The organism is Antarcticibacterium sp. 1MA-6-2, assembly GCF_021535135.1.
Lineage (GTDB): Bacteria > Bacteroidota > Bacteroidia > Flavobacteriales > Flavobacteriaceae > Gillisia.
On the sequence record NZ_CP091036.1, the window covers coordinates 1,299,950 to 1,315,427 of the forward strand.

Here is a 15,478-nt window from a genome sequence, read left to right on the forward strand (position 1 = left end):
CGTTTTTTATTCAACTTTTTTTCAATTAAACGTGCAATGCACGGTCTCCGGTTGCCGCTAAAGCTGCTTCTTTAATAGCTTCAGCATAAGTTGGATGGGCGTGGCTCATACGCGCAATGTCTTCAGCAGAGGCTCTGAATTCCATGGCAGTAACCGCTTCAGCAATAAGATCGGCTGTTCTTGCTCCAATCATATGTACTCCTAATACTTCATCAGTTTTAGCATCGGAAAGAATTTTTACAAAACCATCCGTGTCACCACTGGCTCTTGAACGTCCTAATGCCCGCATCGGGAATTTCCCTGCTTTGTATTCAACTCCTGCTTCTTTTAATTCTTCTTCCGATTTACCTACTGCGGCAACTTCCGGCCAGGTGTAGACAACTCCCGGGATAAGATTATAATTGATGTGTGGTTTTTGTCCCGCAATTACTTCAGCAACAAAAGAACCTTCTTCAGAAGCTTTATGTGCCAGCATTGCTCCTTTTACTACATCTCCAATAGCATAAATATTTTTCACATTAGTTTGCAAATGCTCATTCACGGTGATCATTCCGCGTTCTCCAACTTCAACCCCTGCAGCTTCAGCATTTAGTCCGTCGGTAAAAGGTCTTCTTCCCACAGAAACAAGACAATAATCTCCTTTAAATTCTACTTCATTTCCTTTTTTATCATCTGCTTTAACAATCACCTCATCTCCATTTCTTTCAACAGATTTTACTTTATGGCTCACATTAAGAGTTATTCCCTGCTTCTTAAGCACCTTCGCCAATTCCTTGGCTAAAGCAGAATCCATTGTGGGAATGATCCTGTCCATATACTCCACTACGGTAACTTCGGCTCCAAGTCTGCTGTAAACCTGTCCTAATTCCAGACCAATTACACCACCACCAATTACTAACATGTGTTTAGGAATTTCCTTCAGTTTTAATGCTTCAGTAGAAGTTATTACTCTCTCTTTATCAAGCTTAATAAACGGCAGAGAGGACGGTTTTGAGCCCGTTGCGATAATAGTATTTGTTGCTTCAATGGTTTCTGTACCACCTTCAGCTTTATCTATATTAATATGTGTAGCGTCTTTAAAAGATCCAACTCCTTGAAAAACCTCAATCTTGTTCTTGTCCATCAGATATTTTACGCCATCGCAGGTTTGTTGTACAACTGCAGATTTACGGTTCATCATTTTTTCAAGATTGATTTTTACATCTCCCGAAAGTTCGATACCGTGTTCTTCAAAATGTTTTACAGCGTCCTCGTAATGGTGCGAAGAATCCAACAAGGCTTTACTTGGAATACAGCCCACGTTTAAACAGGTACCACCAAGAGTGGAATATTTTTCAATGATTGCAGTTTTCATCCCCAGTTGCGCACAACGAATGGCAGCTACGTATCCTCCGGGACCTGATCCTATTACCACTACATCATATTTACTCATAAGTCTAATTTTTGTTTTATTTGCAAGATTGTAACAAAAGTACAATTATTCTCTTCAATGAACAACGAATAAAACCCTTCAAAGGAGCGCTATTTGCTTTTAAAGCGGTGTGTAAAAAAGAGAGCCTTTAATTGAAAATTTATTTCTTCTTAGTATTCTCTTCGGAAGTGGAGGAAGGAGTTTTGCCTCTTTGGGCGGTTGAGTCTGGCGGTACAGAATCTTTTCCTTTTATTGATGTTGATTCCTCTGTAGTAAAATTCTTTTGAGCTTTGGCACTGGTTTCGGGAGAGATGGGTTCTTTCTCAGATTTTGTAGTTCCCCTGCTTTCCGGTTGTCCCGCTATAGTTCCTTCTGTCTTTGGTACATTTGGCTTTCCCATGATTTTATTTTTTTTATGTTGATTTTGATCCGGAAGGATCAGCATCATATAAATTAAAATTCCTATTTTAAGAAAGATAAAATAAAAGGAAGAGAAACCTGGGGATTTTAGGATCTCTATAGTGTAGGTTTAACAATAGGCGGCTATAATGGTAAAGCTGAAGTATGTTTAACCTGGTTAATAACGAATGTGCTTTGTGTACTACCAATATGCTCCAGCGTGGTGAGTTTGGTTACCATAAATTCACGATAGGCCTCCATATTCTTTACCCGTACTTTTAGATTATAATCATATTCCCCACTTACATGATAACATTCCATTACCTCAGGAAGTTTTGCAACTTCGGCTTCAAACTTCATCATATAAGCTTTCGTGTGCTGAGTCAATTTGATCTGGCAAAGAACCATAAAAGATCTCTCCACTTTTTCCGGCTCTACCACCGCAATATATCCTGAAATTACGCCATTCCTTTCCAGCCTTTTTACCCGCTCATAAATTGCGGTAACCGAAAGGTTTAATTTTGCTGAAAGTTGTTTGTTGGTGATCTTACTATCCTTTTGAAGTTGTCTCAGTATTTTTATATCAATGTTATCCAGATGCATACTGATTAAGTTTTAAAGTGCCAGGGCAATTATGTGTGAAAAATTCAAGAACAAAACTTTTTTATTTTAAAATCCAGTGCTTAAAATAGAACATCCCACTCTATTCCGATGCATTTCCACATAAAGAAAGAGTTTAGCACCTCCCATTTCAATTACTGAAAATAAAAAAACTACATAAGCTTGCGGAGGTTCGCTTTGGGAGAAATATTTCCTATAAAAATCAAATGTGGTAGTTTTTTTTTCTAAATATATCGCAATCTATTGATTAAATAATATTAAAAGTAGAGATTTGAATAGAATAAAACTAATACTATGAAATATAAACCCGCCAATCATATCCAGGATCTCCAATACTTTGGAGAATTTGGAGGAGTAAATCCATCAATTTCAGATTCTTCTACTTATACGTTTCTTTCAGCAAAAACCATGTTTGACACTTTTGAGGGGAATGCAGATGGTTGTTACTTATATTCCCGGCATTCCTCTCCCTCAAATCTTTATTTAGGAGAGGCTCTCGCTGCAATGGAAGGAACAGAAACTGCTAACGTAGCAGCATCAGGTATGGGAGCCATAACTTCAACTCTTTTACAGTTATGTATGGCAGGCGATCACGTAGTTTCCAGCAGAACAATCTATGGCGGAACCTATGCTTTTCTGAAGAATTTTGCACCCAGGTTGAATATTACCACTTCCTTTGTAGACATTACTAAACCGGAAGCTGTGGAAGCAGCTGTCACAAAAAATACAAAAGTGTTGTACTGTGAATCTGTAAGCAATCCCTTGCTTGAAGTTGCAGATATTGAAGCCCTGTCTAAAATTGCAAAAAAGCACAATCTCACTCTTGTTGTAGACAATACTTTTTCACCACTGTCAATAACTCCAAAAGAACTTGGTGCCGATGTTATTATACACAGCCTCACCAAATTTATAAATGGTAGTAGTGACACGGTGGGCGGAGTTACCTGTGGATCCCAAAATTTCATCAACTCCCTTAGAAGCGTAAATGATGGTGCCAATATGCTGCTAGGACCTACTATGGATAGTTTACGCTCTGCCTCTATTCTTAAAAATATGAGGACACTACATATAAGAATGAAACAGCACAGTAATAATGCAATGTATCTGGCTCAAAAATTTGAAGAAGATGGATTAAGAACAGTTTATCCCGGACTTCCCTCCCACCCCAGTCATGAACTTTTCAAAAGGATGATGAATCCGGATTACGGTTTTGGCGGAATGTTAACTATAGATGTTGGAACCCTGGACAAAGCCAATGAATTAATGGAATTAATGCAGAATGAGAATCTTGGATATCTTGCCGTGAGTCTCGGGTTTTATAAAACCTTGTTCAGCGCACCCGGAAGTTCCACTTCTTCAGAAATTCCTCTTGAAGAACAGAAAGAGATGGGATTAACCGATGGCCTTATCAGGTTCTCGATTGGACTGGATAATGATATTGAAAGAACATACCAGCGAATGAAAGCCTGTATGGAAAAAGTAGAAATACTGGCTTTACAGGAAAACTAAGAAATGATTAGTTTGATTTTGGAAAAGGGAGACGGGGATAACACGTCTCCCTTTTTTTCTAATGACTTGTGTTTCTATTGTTTATTAGTAGATAACAATTTATTAAGCTCTATTTTTCTCAATTATTAATGCGTACTCTTCCTGTTGATTTCAGCTATAGGTTGCAAAATTTCGGTTAAAATCGTAACATTACAAACCAAAATTCAAGCAACACTAAATTTGGTAACCTTCAGAATAATTAAAATCTGAAAGTCCTTACACCTAACGTTAATGGAGAACCAGGATACTTCCTTCGCAAATGAGCCTATCGTAGAAAACAGAGAACTTAATATTTGGGAAGCTTTATTACCAGTAGTAGCTCTGGTGGCCATGTTAGCTTTTAATGTTTATGTGTACGGAGATGATTCTCTAAGTGGTTCAAATCAATTCATCCTTTTACTGGGAGGTGCTATCGCGGCTATTGTAGGATACTTTAATAAAGTAAAGTATGATGTAATAATAGATGCTATTGCAGGAAACATTCAGAGTACTGCAGGTGCTATTTTAATACTTTTAATGGTAGGAGCTTTAGCAGGAACCTGGCTGGTTAGCGGGATCATACCCACGATGATCTATTACGGACTTCAAATTTTAAATCCAACCATTTTTCTGGCAGCGTGTGTCATTATATGTTCTGTAATCTCTGTGGCTACCGGAAGCAGCTGGACAACATCAGCAACCGTAGGGATAGCACTCATTGGTATTGCAGAAGCATTAGGAATTTCAGCAGGAATGACGGCTTAGCGCCATTTTATCGGGAGCTTATTTTGGAGACAAACTTTCTCCCTTAAGCGATACCACCAATCTTGCACCCGCAATGGCAGGAACCGATCTTTTCACCCATATTAAGTATATGATGCTCACTACCGTTCCTACTATATTATTGACGATAGTCATTTTCATTATTATTGGGTTGAATTTGGATATCTCAGGAACTACAGATACTTCTGCAATTTTGGGATCTATTGATTCTACTTTTACAATTACTCCCTGGCTATTTTTAGTGCCCATTATTGTAATAGCTTTAATTGTAAGAAAAGTTTCTCCTTTAATTGCTCTATTATTGGGAACTCTTTTAGGTGCTTTAGCCGCTCTAATTTTCCAGCTTACGATCGTAGCACAAATTGCCGGAAGTGAAACTCTGGATTTTGTAAGCGGTTACAAGGGGATAATGAATTCCATCACCGTAGATACTGCTGTAGTTACAGACAATGAGAATTTAAACGACCTGTTTTCCTCTGGTGGAATGGCAGGAATGTTAGGAACTATCTGGCTTATCATTTGTGCCATGGTTTTTGGTGGCGTAATGGAAGCTATTGGCGCACTGGCCACAATCAGCCGGGCTCTTCTTAATATGTTTCACACCACCTTCGGTTTGTTTGCCAGCACCGTCTTTAGTTGTCTTGCATTAAATGCAACTGCATCAGATCAATACCTGGCCATTGTAGTGCCAGGAAAAATGTTTTCCAAAGCTTACCGCGACAAAGGACTGGCTCCTGAAAATCTAAGCCGTACCCTGGAAGATTCAGGAACAGTTACTTCGGTTCTGGTACCCTGGAATACTTGTGGTGCTTATCACAGTGGAGTTCTTGGAGTACCCACTCTTTCATATGCTGCCTATGCTTTTTTTAATTATTTAAGCCCTTTTACTACTCTGCTGTTTGCAGCCTTTAGTATCAAAATTAAAGAACTTAAGACAGCAACTTCCTAAGTCTCAAATTCCTATAAATTAACTTATAGAAATTTCCTATGTAAAATTTTGCCACCTATAAGCAAAGACTATTCTTTAATAGGAATTAAAAATTTTTACCCCTTTTTTAAGACGTGTTAATCCATAAATTTGCACACGAAAAATAATAACAACTTAAACAATATATTTATGGCTTTAGTAGGAAGAAAATTTCCAAATTTAAGTGTAAACGCAATGGACGAAATGGGTGATACTTTCAAGTTAAATGTTCTTGAAGAGGCTCAAAAGAACAATAAAAAAGTTTTGCTCTTCTGGTATCCTAAAGATTTCACTTTTGTTTGCCCAACTGAACTTCATGCTTTCCAGGAAGCTTTGGGGGAATTTGAGAAAAGAAATGTAAAAGTTATTGGAGCTTCCTGTGATACAGCTGAAGTTCACTTTGCCTGGTTGAACACGGCAAAGGACAATGGCGGAATTGAAGGTGTGACTTATCCTATCCTTGCAGATTCTAACAGAAATCTTAGTTCTCAACTTGGTATTCTGGACATTACTAATGAAAATTATGACGAAGAAACAGGTGCCGTAACAGTAGAAGGAGACAACGTGACTTATCGCGCAACATATCTTGTTGACGAAGAGGGAACGATCTTTCACGAAAGCGTAAACCATATGCCACTTGGTAGAAATGTAAAAGAATTTTTGCGCCTTATTGATGCTTACACTCATGTACAGGAAAAAGGAGAAGTATGTCCTGCAAACTGGGAAGAAGGTAAAGAGGCAATGAATGCCAACCGTGAAGGTGTTGCCTCTTATTTGAGCTCAAGCGTAAACTAAAAAACATACAATATGGTAAAAGAACTGGAACAGGATAATTTGAATGAGATAGTTGAAGGAAGTGAGACAGTAGTTGTTCAGTATATGGCCGGGTGGTGTGGAAACTGCCGCGTTATGAAACCAAAATTTAAAAAACTGGCGGGTGAAAATCAGCAGGCTACATTTATAATGGTAGATGCTGAAAAGTTTCCCGAATCTCGCAAAATGGCAAATGTGAACAACCTTCCAACCTTTGCAGCTTTTAAGAATGGAAGTTTAATAAATCAGGTGCAAACTAATAAGTTTGACCTTTTAAAAGATCTAGTAAATGAAGTTACCAGTAATTAGACATTTGCAACGTAACAATGATAAACAGAAACTGGAGCATAGCATCGAAGTTTTGGAAAGTTTTACTGAACACCGTTCAGTAACCGATGAAGAAATGGATGTTATTGGGGAATTGATCTCCAACTTATGTGGTGCAGTTGAAGTACATAATATGATTGAAGAGGGAACACCGGAAAAAGATGCCTGTAACAATTTTATGAAAAAAGTTATAGGTGCCATAGACCGTTAAAACCTAAATATTAATCCTTTAGAAAGGCTGTTTTAATTTTTAAAACAGCCTTTCTTGTTTTTATGATAATTTTAGTAAAAGCCTGTGTCATAAGCATTAATTTTAGGTATCAACAAAAAAATCCTGAATACAATGTCACAAATCACATTAAAAGATAAAAAAATTAATACGTACGGCAATTTGCCTGAGACCGGAGAAAAAGCACCTCACTTTGAACTTGTTCGTTCTGATCTTTCTACTGCAACTTTAAAAGACTTTAGAGGAAAAAGGGTCATTATGAATATTTTTCCAAGTATAGATACCAATGTGTGCGCAACTTCGGTTCGAAATTTTAATGAAAGGGCATCTAAATTAAATAATACCGAGATCCTGTGTATTTCCAGAGATCTTCCCTTTGCCCAAAAAAGATTTGTAGATGATGAAGGTCTAAAAAATGTCACAAATCTATCTGATTTTCGCCAGGGTGATTTTGGAAAAGACTATGGAGTCGAAATGATAGATGGTCCTATGGCAGGCCTTTTATCACGCGTGGTAATAGTTCTGGACGAGGAGGGAAAGGTTCTGCACAGCCAACAGGTAGGAGATATTGGAGATGAGCCCGATTACCTTTCGGCGCTCAAATCGCTGCTGTAATGCGCAATAGTTTTCTGGGAAAAAGAATAAGAGGCGGCGGTTACGCTATAAAAGGTGCCTGGATTTTACTTAAATCTGAACCTAGTATACAAGTCCAGGCAGTCATTTCTATAGTAGTAACCGTTGCAGGATTTTATTTTGATATTACCCGAACAGAATGGATGTTCCAAATTTTTGCAATAGGCCTCGTTCTTAGTAGCGAAGGCCTTAACAGTGCAGTGGAAGGAATAGCCGATTTTATTCATCCCGACTTTCATACTAAAATCGGCTATATTAAAGATGTAGCTGCGGGTGCTGTACTTTTTGCTGCAGTAACAGCCATATTTATTGCTTGGCTTTATTTACCTGCCCTATATTTTTTAATCTATTTCCCTAAATGAAAATTTTATTTCTCGTTCTCGCTTTAATTACTTCTATTTCCTGGGCACAGGATGTGGAGGAGCGGGATATTTTGTTAACTAATTATAAATATCCATATCCGGTTGAATATTTTGAAATAAAAGCACAGCAGGAGATATATTCTATGGCCTATATGTTCCTAGAAGCTCCAGAACCTAATGGAGTAGTAGTTAGCCTTCTTCACGGGAAAAATTTTAACGGTGCATATTGGGGTACAACTATAGAAGCTTTAATTAAAAATGGATACAATGTTCTTGTTCCTGATCAAATTGGATTTGGCAAATCTTCAAAACCTGAATATTTCCAATTTACATTTCAGCAACTCGCTCTAAATACAAGAAATCTACTTGATTCCCTCAACATAAACAAAACTGTAGTTTTGGGACATTCTATGGGAGGAATGCTCGCCACGCGCTTCGCTCTCATGTACCCGGAAAAAACGGAAAAATTAATACTTCTTAATCCCATTGGACTTGAAGACTGGAAACTCAAAGTTCCCTATCAAAGTGTTGACGACTGGTATCAAAATCAGCTGAAACAGGACTATTCGGGAATTAAAGCCTATCAACAGGAGAATTATTACGCGGGAGACTGGAACGAAGATTATGCGGAATGGGCAAAATTACTGGCTTAGTTGGACCTTCAATGAAAATTATCCATTGATCGCCTGGAACTCTGCTCTCACGTATGACATGATCTTCACCCAACCCGTTGTGTATGAATTTAAAGAATTACAGGTCCCTACCCTCCTAATCATTGGCACCCGGGATAGAACCGCTCTTGGTAAAAATCTGGTTTCTGAAGAGGTTAAAAAGACGATGGGACTTTATGACCAATTGGGGGAAATCACTCGAGATAAAATTCCTAATGCGCAATTGGTAGAAATTGAAAATGTAGGACATCTTCCACATATAGAAGCCTTTGATAAATTCATCGATCCACTCCTGGAATATTTAAAGAAATAAATCGTTAGATTTGGGTAGATAAAGCAAAAAGACCATTTCAAAAATTGGTGTTCTTTTATTTATTTTAGACTAATGCTAATTTGTATTTTTGCAAAAATTCCCCAGAAGATATATGGCCAGTAAGAAAGCCTCCACTAAAAAGAAGAATCCCGCAGGCCCCAGGAAATCACCGTTGAAAGTTTCCCGACAACAAAAAGTAGTTCTGGGAAGTTTTCTAATGTTATTAGGCCTGGCGCTATTTATCGCTTTTATTTCCTTCTTATTTACCTGGCAGGCAGATCAAAGTATTTTACAGGAAGTAGGAAATCGTGAACTGGCAGCAAAAAACTGGCTGAGCAAGTTTGGAGCTTCAGTAAGTAATTTTTTTATCTATAACGGTTTTGGCCTCGCAGCATTTATTCTGGCTGGCCTCATAACGCTGTCGGGCGTCTATCTTTTCTTCAATTTCAAATTAAAGAACCTTTTTAGCTACTGGTTTTGGGGCTTGATCATGATGTTGTGGTGGGCCGTTTTCTTCGGATTTTTTGCCGGAAGCAGTACGCTTTTAGGGGGCAGAGTTGGTTTTGAAGTAAATGATTATTTGCAGGATTACATTGGTTTTATAGGAACAATACTACTGCTCACTTTCCTTTTCATAATATATTTCGTCATTAGGTTAAAGATTACTCCTGAAATGATTGGATCTTATCTTCAGTCCAAAAAGGAAAGTTTTTCAGATGATTTTGAGAACAAACCAACTTCAGCAAAAGTAACTACTGAAGAAAAGGACTGGGTAGAGAAAACTGTTCCGCAGAAAGAGGAAAAAATCCCGGCATTTTCTATTAATGAGGATAAACCTAAAGAAACGAGAACAGCTCCAGCTACTCCCTCTCCCACACCTGCACGTACAGCTGCAGTAACAGCTGAGGAAGATGTGCAAATGGAGGTTGAGACTGTAGAAGAGGAGGAAATGGAAGACACTCTTAGTGAAAAACTGGTGAAAGATTTTGGAGAATTTGACCCCACCCTGGAACTTAAGAATTACAAATGGCCTACTATAGATCTTCTAAAAGATTACAACAGCAACAGTGGTGGAATAACTGTAGACCAACAGGAACTTGAAGAAAACAAGAATACTATTGTCGCAACTCTAAAGAATTACAAGATCGAAATTGCGCAAATCAAAGCGACGGTTGGACCAACGGTTACCCTTTACGAAATAGTACCTGAAGCCGGAATCAGGATTTCCAAGATCAAAAACCTGGAAGACGATATTGCTCTTTCACTTTCGGCATTAGGGATACGTATTATTGCCCCTATTCCTGGAAAAGGAACTATTGGTATAGAAGTTCCCAATAAAAATTCGACCATTGTCTCTATGAGATCTGTAATTGCATCTCCTAAATTTCAAAAGGCCGAGATGGAATTACCTATGGCACTTGGAAAGACAATTTCCAATGAAACATTTGTTGTAGATCTTGCAAAAATGCCTCACCTTTTAATGGCGGGTGCTACAGGTCAGGGAAAATCTGTTGGACTTAACGCCATTCTTACTTCTCTTCTTTACTGTAAACATCCTGCGGAAGTAAAATTTGTGTTGGTTGATCCAAAAAAGGTGGAGCTTACTCTTTTCAATAAGATTGAACGTCACTACCTCGCAAAATTACCTAATACGGAAGATGCTATTATTACTGACAATACTAAGGTAATCAATACCCTGAATTCTCTATGTATTGAAATGGATGACCGTTACAACCTGTTGAAGGATGCGATGGTGAGAAACATAAAAGAGTACAACGTAAAATTTAAAGCCAGAAAACTTAATCCTGAACAGGGCCATAAATTTCTACCATATATCATCCTTGTGGTCGATGAATTTGCAGATCTTATTATGACTGCTTAAAGAAGTGGAAACCCCCATAGCGCGTCTGGCACAATTAGCACGGGCAATAGGTATCCATTTGATTATTGCCACTCAAAGACCATCGGTAAACGTAATTACAGGTATTATAAAAGCTAACTTCCCTGCCAGAATAGCCTTTAGGGTAACTTCCAAAATTGACTCCCGTACTATTCTTGACAATCAGGGAGCAGACCAGTTGATTGGGCGCGGGGATATGTTATTTACCCAGGGAAATGATCTAATACGTTTACAATGTGCTTTTGTAGATACTCCTGAAGTGGATAGAATAACTGAGTTTATTGGTTCCCAAAAGGCTTATCCTGATGCTCACCTCCTGCCGGAATATGAGACAGAGGAAAGTGGCACAGGACTTGATATTGATGTGAGCGAACGCGATAAACTGTTTCGTGAAGCTGCAGAAGTTATAGTAATAGCTCAACAGGGATCTGCTTCTTTACTTCAAAGAAAATTAAAGTTAGGTTACAACCGTGCAGGAAGGTTAATAGATCAATTAGAAGCCGCCGGGGTTGTAGGACCATTTGAAGGAAGTAAAGCGAGACAGGTATTGGTTACAGATATCGCTTCATTAGATCAATTGCTAAACGATGAAGCATAAATAAAACAAAGAAAAATGAAAAGATTACCTATTTTCCTTATTGCATTAGTGACATTATTTTCTGTTAACGCTCAAAATGCAGATAAGGCAAAAGCGCTTCTTAATGAAGTATCCTCAAAAGTTAAGTCCTATGACAATATGGTGATTGACTTTAAATACACTCTTGAAAATACCGCAGAAAAAGTAAACCAGGAAACGCGGGGAGATGTTAGTATTAAGGGAGACAAATATTTTCTTAATCTTATGGGTACTTCGCAGCTTTTTGATGGAAAAAAGATCTACACTATAATTCCGGAAGATCAGGAAATCAATGTCTCAACCTACGTTGAAGAAGATGACACTAATATTACCCCTTCCAAGATGTTCAGTTTTTACGAAAATGGCTACACGTACAAATGGGATATTGTTCAGGATGTAAAAGGCCGTAAAATCCAGTATATTAAGTTGACCCCTATTGACAGTAATGCAGATGTAAAAAATATTTTATTGGGAATAGACACACAAACCAAACATATTTATAACCTTATTCAAACCCAGGATAATGGTACAAAAATTACCATCACGGTAAAAAGTTTTAAGACCAATCAACCTTTAGCAAAAAATCTCTTCAGCTTTTCCGAAGACAGATATAGCGATTACTACATCAACAGACTGGATTAATTTTGAAGATACTTGACAGATACATACTGGTAAGTTATTTAAAGACATTCTTTACGGTATTTATCATCCTCATGTTCATTTTTGTACTCCAAACCATATGGTTGTACATTGGAGAACTAGCAGGAAAAGATCTGGATGTAGAAATTATTCTAAAATTTCTGCTTTATTTTTCCCCAAAATTAATTCCGCTTGTCCTTCCATTATCCATTCTTCTTACTTCGATCATGGTTTTTGGGAGTTTTGCTGAAAATTATGAATTTGCTGCGATGAAATCATCGGGGATTTCTTTACAGCGGGCCATGCGAAGTCTTACCTTTTTTATCCTTCTGCTTAGTGGAATTGCCTTTTTCTTCGCGAATAATGTGATTCCTGCTTCAGAATTTAAATCTATTAACCTTCGGAAGAATATTGCCCAGTTAAAACCTGCAATGGCAATTTCTGAAGGAACTTTTAATGATGTAGGAGATTTTAATATTAAAGTAGAAGATAAAACAGGAGAAAATGACCAATTTCTTAACGATGTAATTATTCATCAAAAAACTGCACGTGGAGGAAACTTAACTGTAATAAAAGCCAATAGAGGAGAATTAGTGGGAAGCACAGATTCCGATGTGCTTTCTCTTATCCTTTTCGATGGTAATTATTATAATGATATTCCTCAAAATGATCCTTCCAGACGGGCTAACAAACCTTTTGCCAAGAGTTCTTTTGAAAAGCACACCATCAACATTGATATTTCAGATTTTAATGATGTTGACCTGGATGACGAGAATTACAAAAATTCTCAAAATATGCTTAAGATCTCGGAACTTACTCAAAGTATCGATTCTTTTTCCACTGCCTACAACCAGGAGAGGAGAAAATTTGCTGATGTTATTTACACCAGGTCGGGAGCGACACAGTATAACAGCAATTTTTTTCCGAATGATAGTTTGCCCGAAGTTGACAATTCAATACTTGAACTTTACGATACAGAGGAAGCTTTACAGATATTAAATCTCTCCATAGGCTCTGTAGACGCTCTTGTTTCTACAGCAAATATTAAAAAGCAGGAATTCAAGACCAGTACCAAACAGCTGAATAAATTTGAAATTGCCCTGCACGAGAAATATGTGCTCGCTTTTGCCTGTATAATATTGTTCTTCGTGGGTGCACCCCTGGGAGCAATTATAAGAAAAGGAGGAATGGGCCTGCCAATGGTAATTGCCATTCTAATTTTCCTTACTTATCACTTTATTGGAATTTTTGCCAAAAATAGTGCAGAAGACGGAACAATAAGCCCGGTTTTGGCAGCCTGGTTGTCAACCTTAATTATGTTACCCCTCGGAGTATTCTTTACCTACCGCGCAACCACAGATCAGGGACTGTTGGCTTTTGGAAATCTTATCAGGCCCATTAGCAAACAGCTGAAAAAACTCGCCCTTATTCGAAAGGAAAAGAAATAGATTAAATACCTTTGCAGCTTTAAATATAATCCCCTGTATTGTGCAAAATACTTCAACTGAAAATATGATTGTTCTTCATACTATAAAAGAAGCTATAGATGATATACGTGAAGGAAAAGTTATTATAGTAGTAGATGATATTGATCGTGAAAATGAAGGAGATTTCCTCGCCGCAGCAGAAAAAGTAACTCCCGAAATAATTAATTTCATGGCCACACATGGCCGCGGGCTCATTTGTGCTCCCATTACTGAAGAACGTTGTAAGGAACTGAAGCTGGAAATGATGGTAGGAAACAATACAGATCCTATGGAAACTGCTTTTACAATTTCTGTTGACCTTAAGGGAAAAGGTGTAACAACGGGAATTTCAGCTTTAGACAGAGCGAAGACTGTAAAGGCTCTTATAGATCCAGATGTAAAACCCCATGACCTTGGTCGTCCTGGTCATATTTTTCCCCTTAAGGCCAAAGAAGGTGGTGTTTTAAGAAGGACCGGGCATACTGAAGCTGCAATAGATTTCGCCAGGCTTGCAGGTTTCCAGCTTACAGGTGTAATTGTAGAAATCATGAATGAAGACGGGAGCATGGCCCGACTACCTCAGCTAATAGAAGTCGCTAATAAATTCGACCTTAAAATAGTCTCTATTGAAGATCTGGTTGCATACAGGATGCAACACGATTCTCTTATAGAAAAGATGGAAGATTTTGACATTAACACCAGATTTGGCACTTTTAGGTTAAGGGCCTATAAACAAACTACAAATAATCAGGTTCACATTGCCCTTACCAAAGGATCCTGGGGACCTAACCAGGAAATTTTAGTACGGGTAAATTCTACCCTGGTAAATAATGATATGCTAGGAACCCTTACCAACAATCCTGAGAAAAAGCTGGAGGATATGTTCAGGGCAATTAATGAAGAAGGACGTGGGGCTATAGTATTTATTAATCAGGAAAGCCAGTCTTTGAATCTTTTAAAACGCCTCAAGGAATTAAAAGAGCGCCAGAAAAAAGGAGAAATGAAGGCACCACCTATTTCTATGGATAATAAAGATTTTGGAATAGGCGCACAAATCCTGCACGACCTCGAAATTCATAAAATACGTTTGTTATCAAATTCGGGACAAACGAAACGGGTGGGAATGATAGGTTACGGTTTGGAGATAACCGAATACGTTCCTTATTAATTTACAATTCAATAATTACATCGCTAAGCGGGCGCCTCACCTTTTCAAATTCTGAAAACATATCATCTTTTGCCCTGTAACCCACAGGTAGCACAAGTACGCTTTCAAGGTTCCTGTCTTCCAACCCCAGAAGATCATTATATTCTTTGGGTTCAAAACCTTCCATGGGACAGGCATCTATAGCCTCTGTTGCACAAACTGTCATTAAGGTTCCCAGAGCAAGATAGGCCTGATTGGTGGCCCATACAGATATTTCATCAATATGTTTTTTTTCAAAATCTCCAATAAGAAAATTTTGAAAGGGTTGGAGAATATCGGCGGGGGTAGCTCTGATTGCGTGTACACGTTTAAAATAACGTTCTATGAATTCCCTGTCAACTTTGTTCTCAATACAAATCACCAAAACGTGTGAGGCCGTAGCTACCTGTTTTTGGTTAAAAGAATATTTCACCAGTTTCTCCTGCAACTCTTTGTTTTGAATAATAACCAATTTAATAGGTTGCAACCCATAAGAAGTAGCAGTTAAATTAAAAGCATTTTTAAGTACCTCAATTTTTCCCTTTGGGAGAAGTTTTTGACTATCAAATTTTTTTGTTGCATAACGCCACTTTAGTGCTTTAATATTTTCCATCA

General features: G+C 37.9%; 13 protein-coding genes and 3 pseudogenes. 12 read left to right on the forward strand and 4 right to left on the reverse strand.

Annotation, left to right across the window (positions count from 1 at the left end; translation table 11 throughout):
- Positions 1-25: 25 nt before the first annotated feature.
- The 3 genes from lpdA to LZ575_RS06525 form a co-directional block, all read right to left on the reverse strand.
- Positions 26-1,432 carry a dihydrolipoyl dehydrogenase gene (lpdA, locus tag LZ575_RS06515; RefSeq protein ID WP_235329948.1) on the reverse strand — a complete coding sequence of 469 codons (1,407 nt, stop codon included), beginning with the start codon at positions 1,430-1,432 and terminating at the stop codon, positions 26-28.
- Positions 1,433-1,571: 139 nt separating this feature from the next.
- Positions 1,572-1,811: a hypothetical protein gene (locus tag LZ575_RS06520; RefSeq protein ID WP_235329950.1), complete on the reverse strand. Its 240-nt coding sequence runs from the start codon at positions 1,809-1,811 to the stop codon at positions 1,572-1,574.
- A gap of 143 nt (positions 1,812-1,954) precedes the next feature.
- Positions 1,955-2,413: an Lrp/AsnC family transcriptional regulator gene (locus tag LZ575_RS06525; RefSeq protein ID WP_235329951.1), complete on the reverse strand. Its 459-nt coding sequence runs from the start codon at positions 2,411-2,413 to the stop codon at positions 1,955-1,957.
- A gap of 312 nt (positions 2,414-2,725) precedes the next feature.
- Between LZ575_RS06525 and LZ575_RS06530 the strand changes: the two genes are divergently transcribed.
- The 12 genes and pseudogenes from LZ575_RS06530 (at position 2,726) to ribB (ending at position 14,845) form a co-directional block, all read left to right on the forward strand.
- Complete coding sequence (locus LZ575_RS06530; protein ID WP_235329954.1) at positions 2,726-3,940, forward strand: aminotransferase class I/II-fold pyridoxal phosphate-dependent enzyme; 1,215 nt, start codon at positions 2,726-2,728, stop codon at positions 3,938-3,940.
- Positions 3,941-4,210: 270 nt separating this feature from the next.
- Positions 4,211-5,690: pseudogene (gene nhaC / locus LZ575_RS06535) on the forward strand (Na+/H+ antiporter NhaC).
- A gap of 168 nt (positions 5,691-5,858) precedes the next feature.
- Positions 5,859-6,503, forward strand: coding sequence for a peroxiredoxin (locus tag LZ575_RS06540; RefSeq protein WP_235329956.1), 645 nt, complete (start codon positions 5,859-5,861; stop codon positions 6,501-6,503).
- Positions 6,504-6,515: 12 nt separating this feature from the next.
- Positions 6,516-6,830, forward strand: a complete 315-nt coding sequence (locus tag LZ575_RS06545; RefSeq protein WP_235329957.1) for a thioredoxin family protein — start codon at positions 6,516-6,518, stop codon at positions 6,828-6,830.
- Complete coding sequence (locus LZ575_RS06550; protein ID WP_235329959.1) at positions 6,811-7,059, forward strand: DUF6952 family protein; 249 nt, start codon at positions 6,811-6,813, stop codon at positions 7,057-7,059. The genes LZ575_RS06545 and LZ575_RS06550 overlap by 20 nt, the downstream gene beginning before the upstream one ends.
- A 132-nt stretch (positions 7,060-7,191) precedes the next feature.
- Positions 7,192-7,692, forward strand: coding sequence for a thiol peroxidase (tpx, locus tag LZ575_RS06555; RefSeq protein WP_235329960.1), 501 nt, complete (start codon positions 7,192-7,194; stop codon positions 7,690-7,692).
- Positions 7,692-8,072 (forward strand): diacylglycerol kinase family protein, encoded by a 381-nt coding sequence (locus LZ575_RS06560; protein ID WP_235329962.1) that lies wholly within the window; start codon positions 7,692-7,694, stop codon positions 8,070-8,072. The genes tpx and LZ575_RS06560 overlap by 1 nt, the downstream gene beginning before the upstream one ends.
- Positions 8,069-9,056: pseudogene (locus tag LZ575_RS06565) on the forward strand (alpha/beta fold hydrolase). The gene LZ575_RS06560 and the pseudogene LZ575_RS06565 overlap by 4 nt, the downstream one beginning before the upstream one ends.
- A gap of 112 nt (positions 9,057-9,168) precedes the next feature.
- Positions 9,169-11,554: pseudogene (locus tag LZ575_RS06570) on the forward strand (DNA translocase FtsK).
- 15 nt (positions 11,555-11,569) lie between these two features.
- Positions 11,570-12,214, forward strand: a complete 645-nt coding sequence (locus LZ575_RS06575; RefSeq protein WP_235329963.1) for an outer membrane lipoprotein carrier protein LolA — start codon at positions 11,570-11,572, stop codon at positions 12,212-12,214.
- A gap of 2 nt (positions 12,215-12,216) precedes the next feature.
- A complete protein-coding gene (locus tag LZ575_RS06580) occupies positions 12,217-13,659 on the forward strand; it encodes an LptF/LptG family permease (protein WP_235329965.1) in 1,443 nt (480 codons plus the stop codon).
- Between the two features lie 64 nt (positions 13,660-13,723).
- Positions 13,724-14,845, forward strand: coding sequence for a 3,4-dihydroxy-2-butanone-4-phosphate synthase (gene ribB, locus LZ575_RS06585; RefSeq protein WP_235330683.1), 1,122 nt, complete (start codon positions 13,724-13,726; stop codon positions 14,843-14,845).
- 1 nt (position 14,846) lies between these two features.
- On the opposite strand, the gene LZ575_RS06590 is transcribed toward ribB, so the two are convergent.
- The gene (locus LZ575_RS06590; RefSeq protein WP_235330684.1) at positions 14,847-15,476 is read right to left on the reverse strand and encodes an NAD(P)H-dependent oxidoreductase; all 630 of its coding nucleotides are present in this window, start codon (positions 15,474-15,476) and stop codon (positions 14,847-14,849) included.
- Between the last annotated feature and the right edge of the window lie 2 nt (positions 15,477-15,478).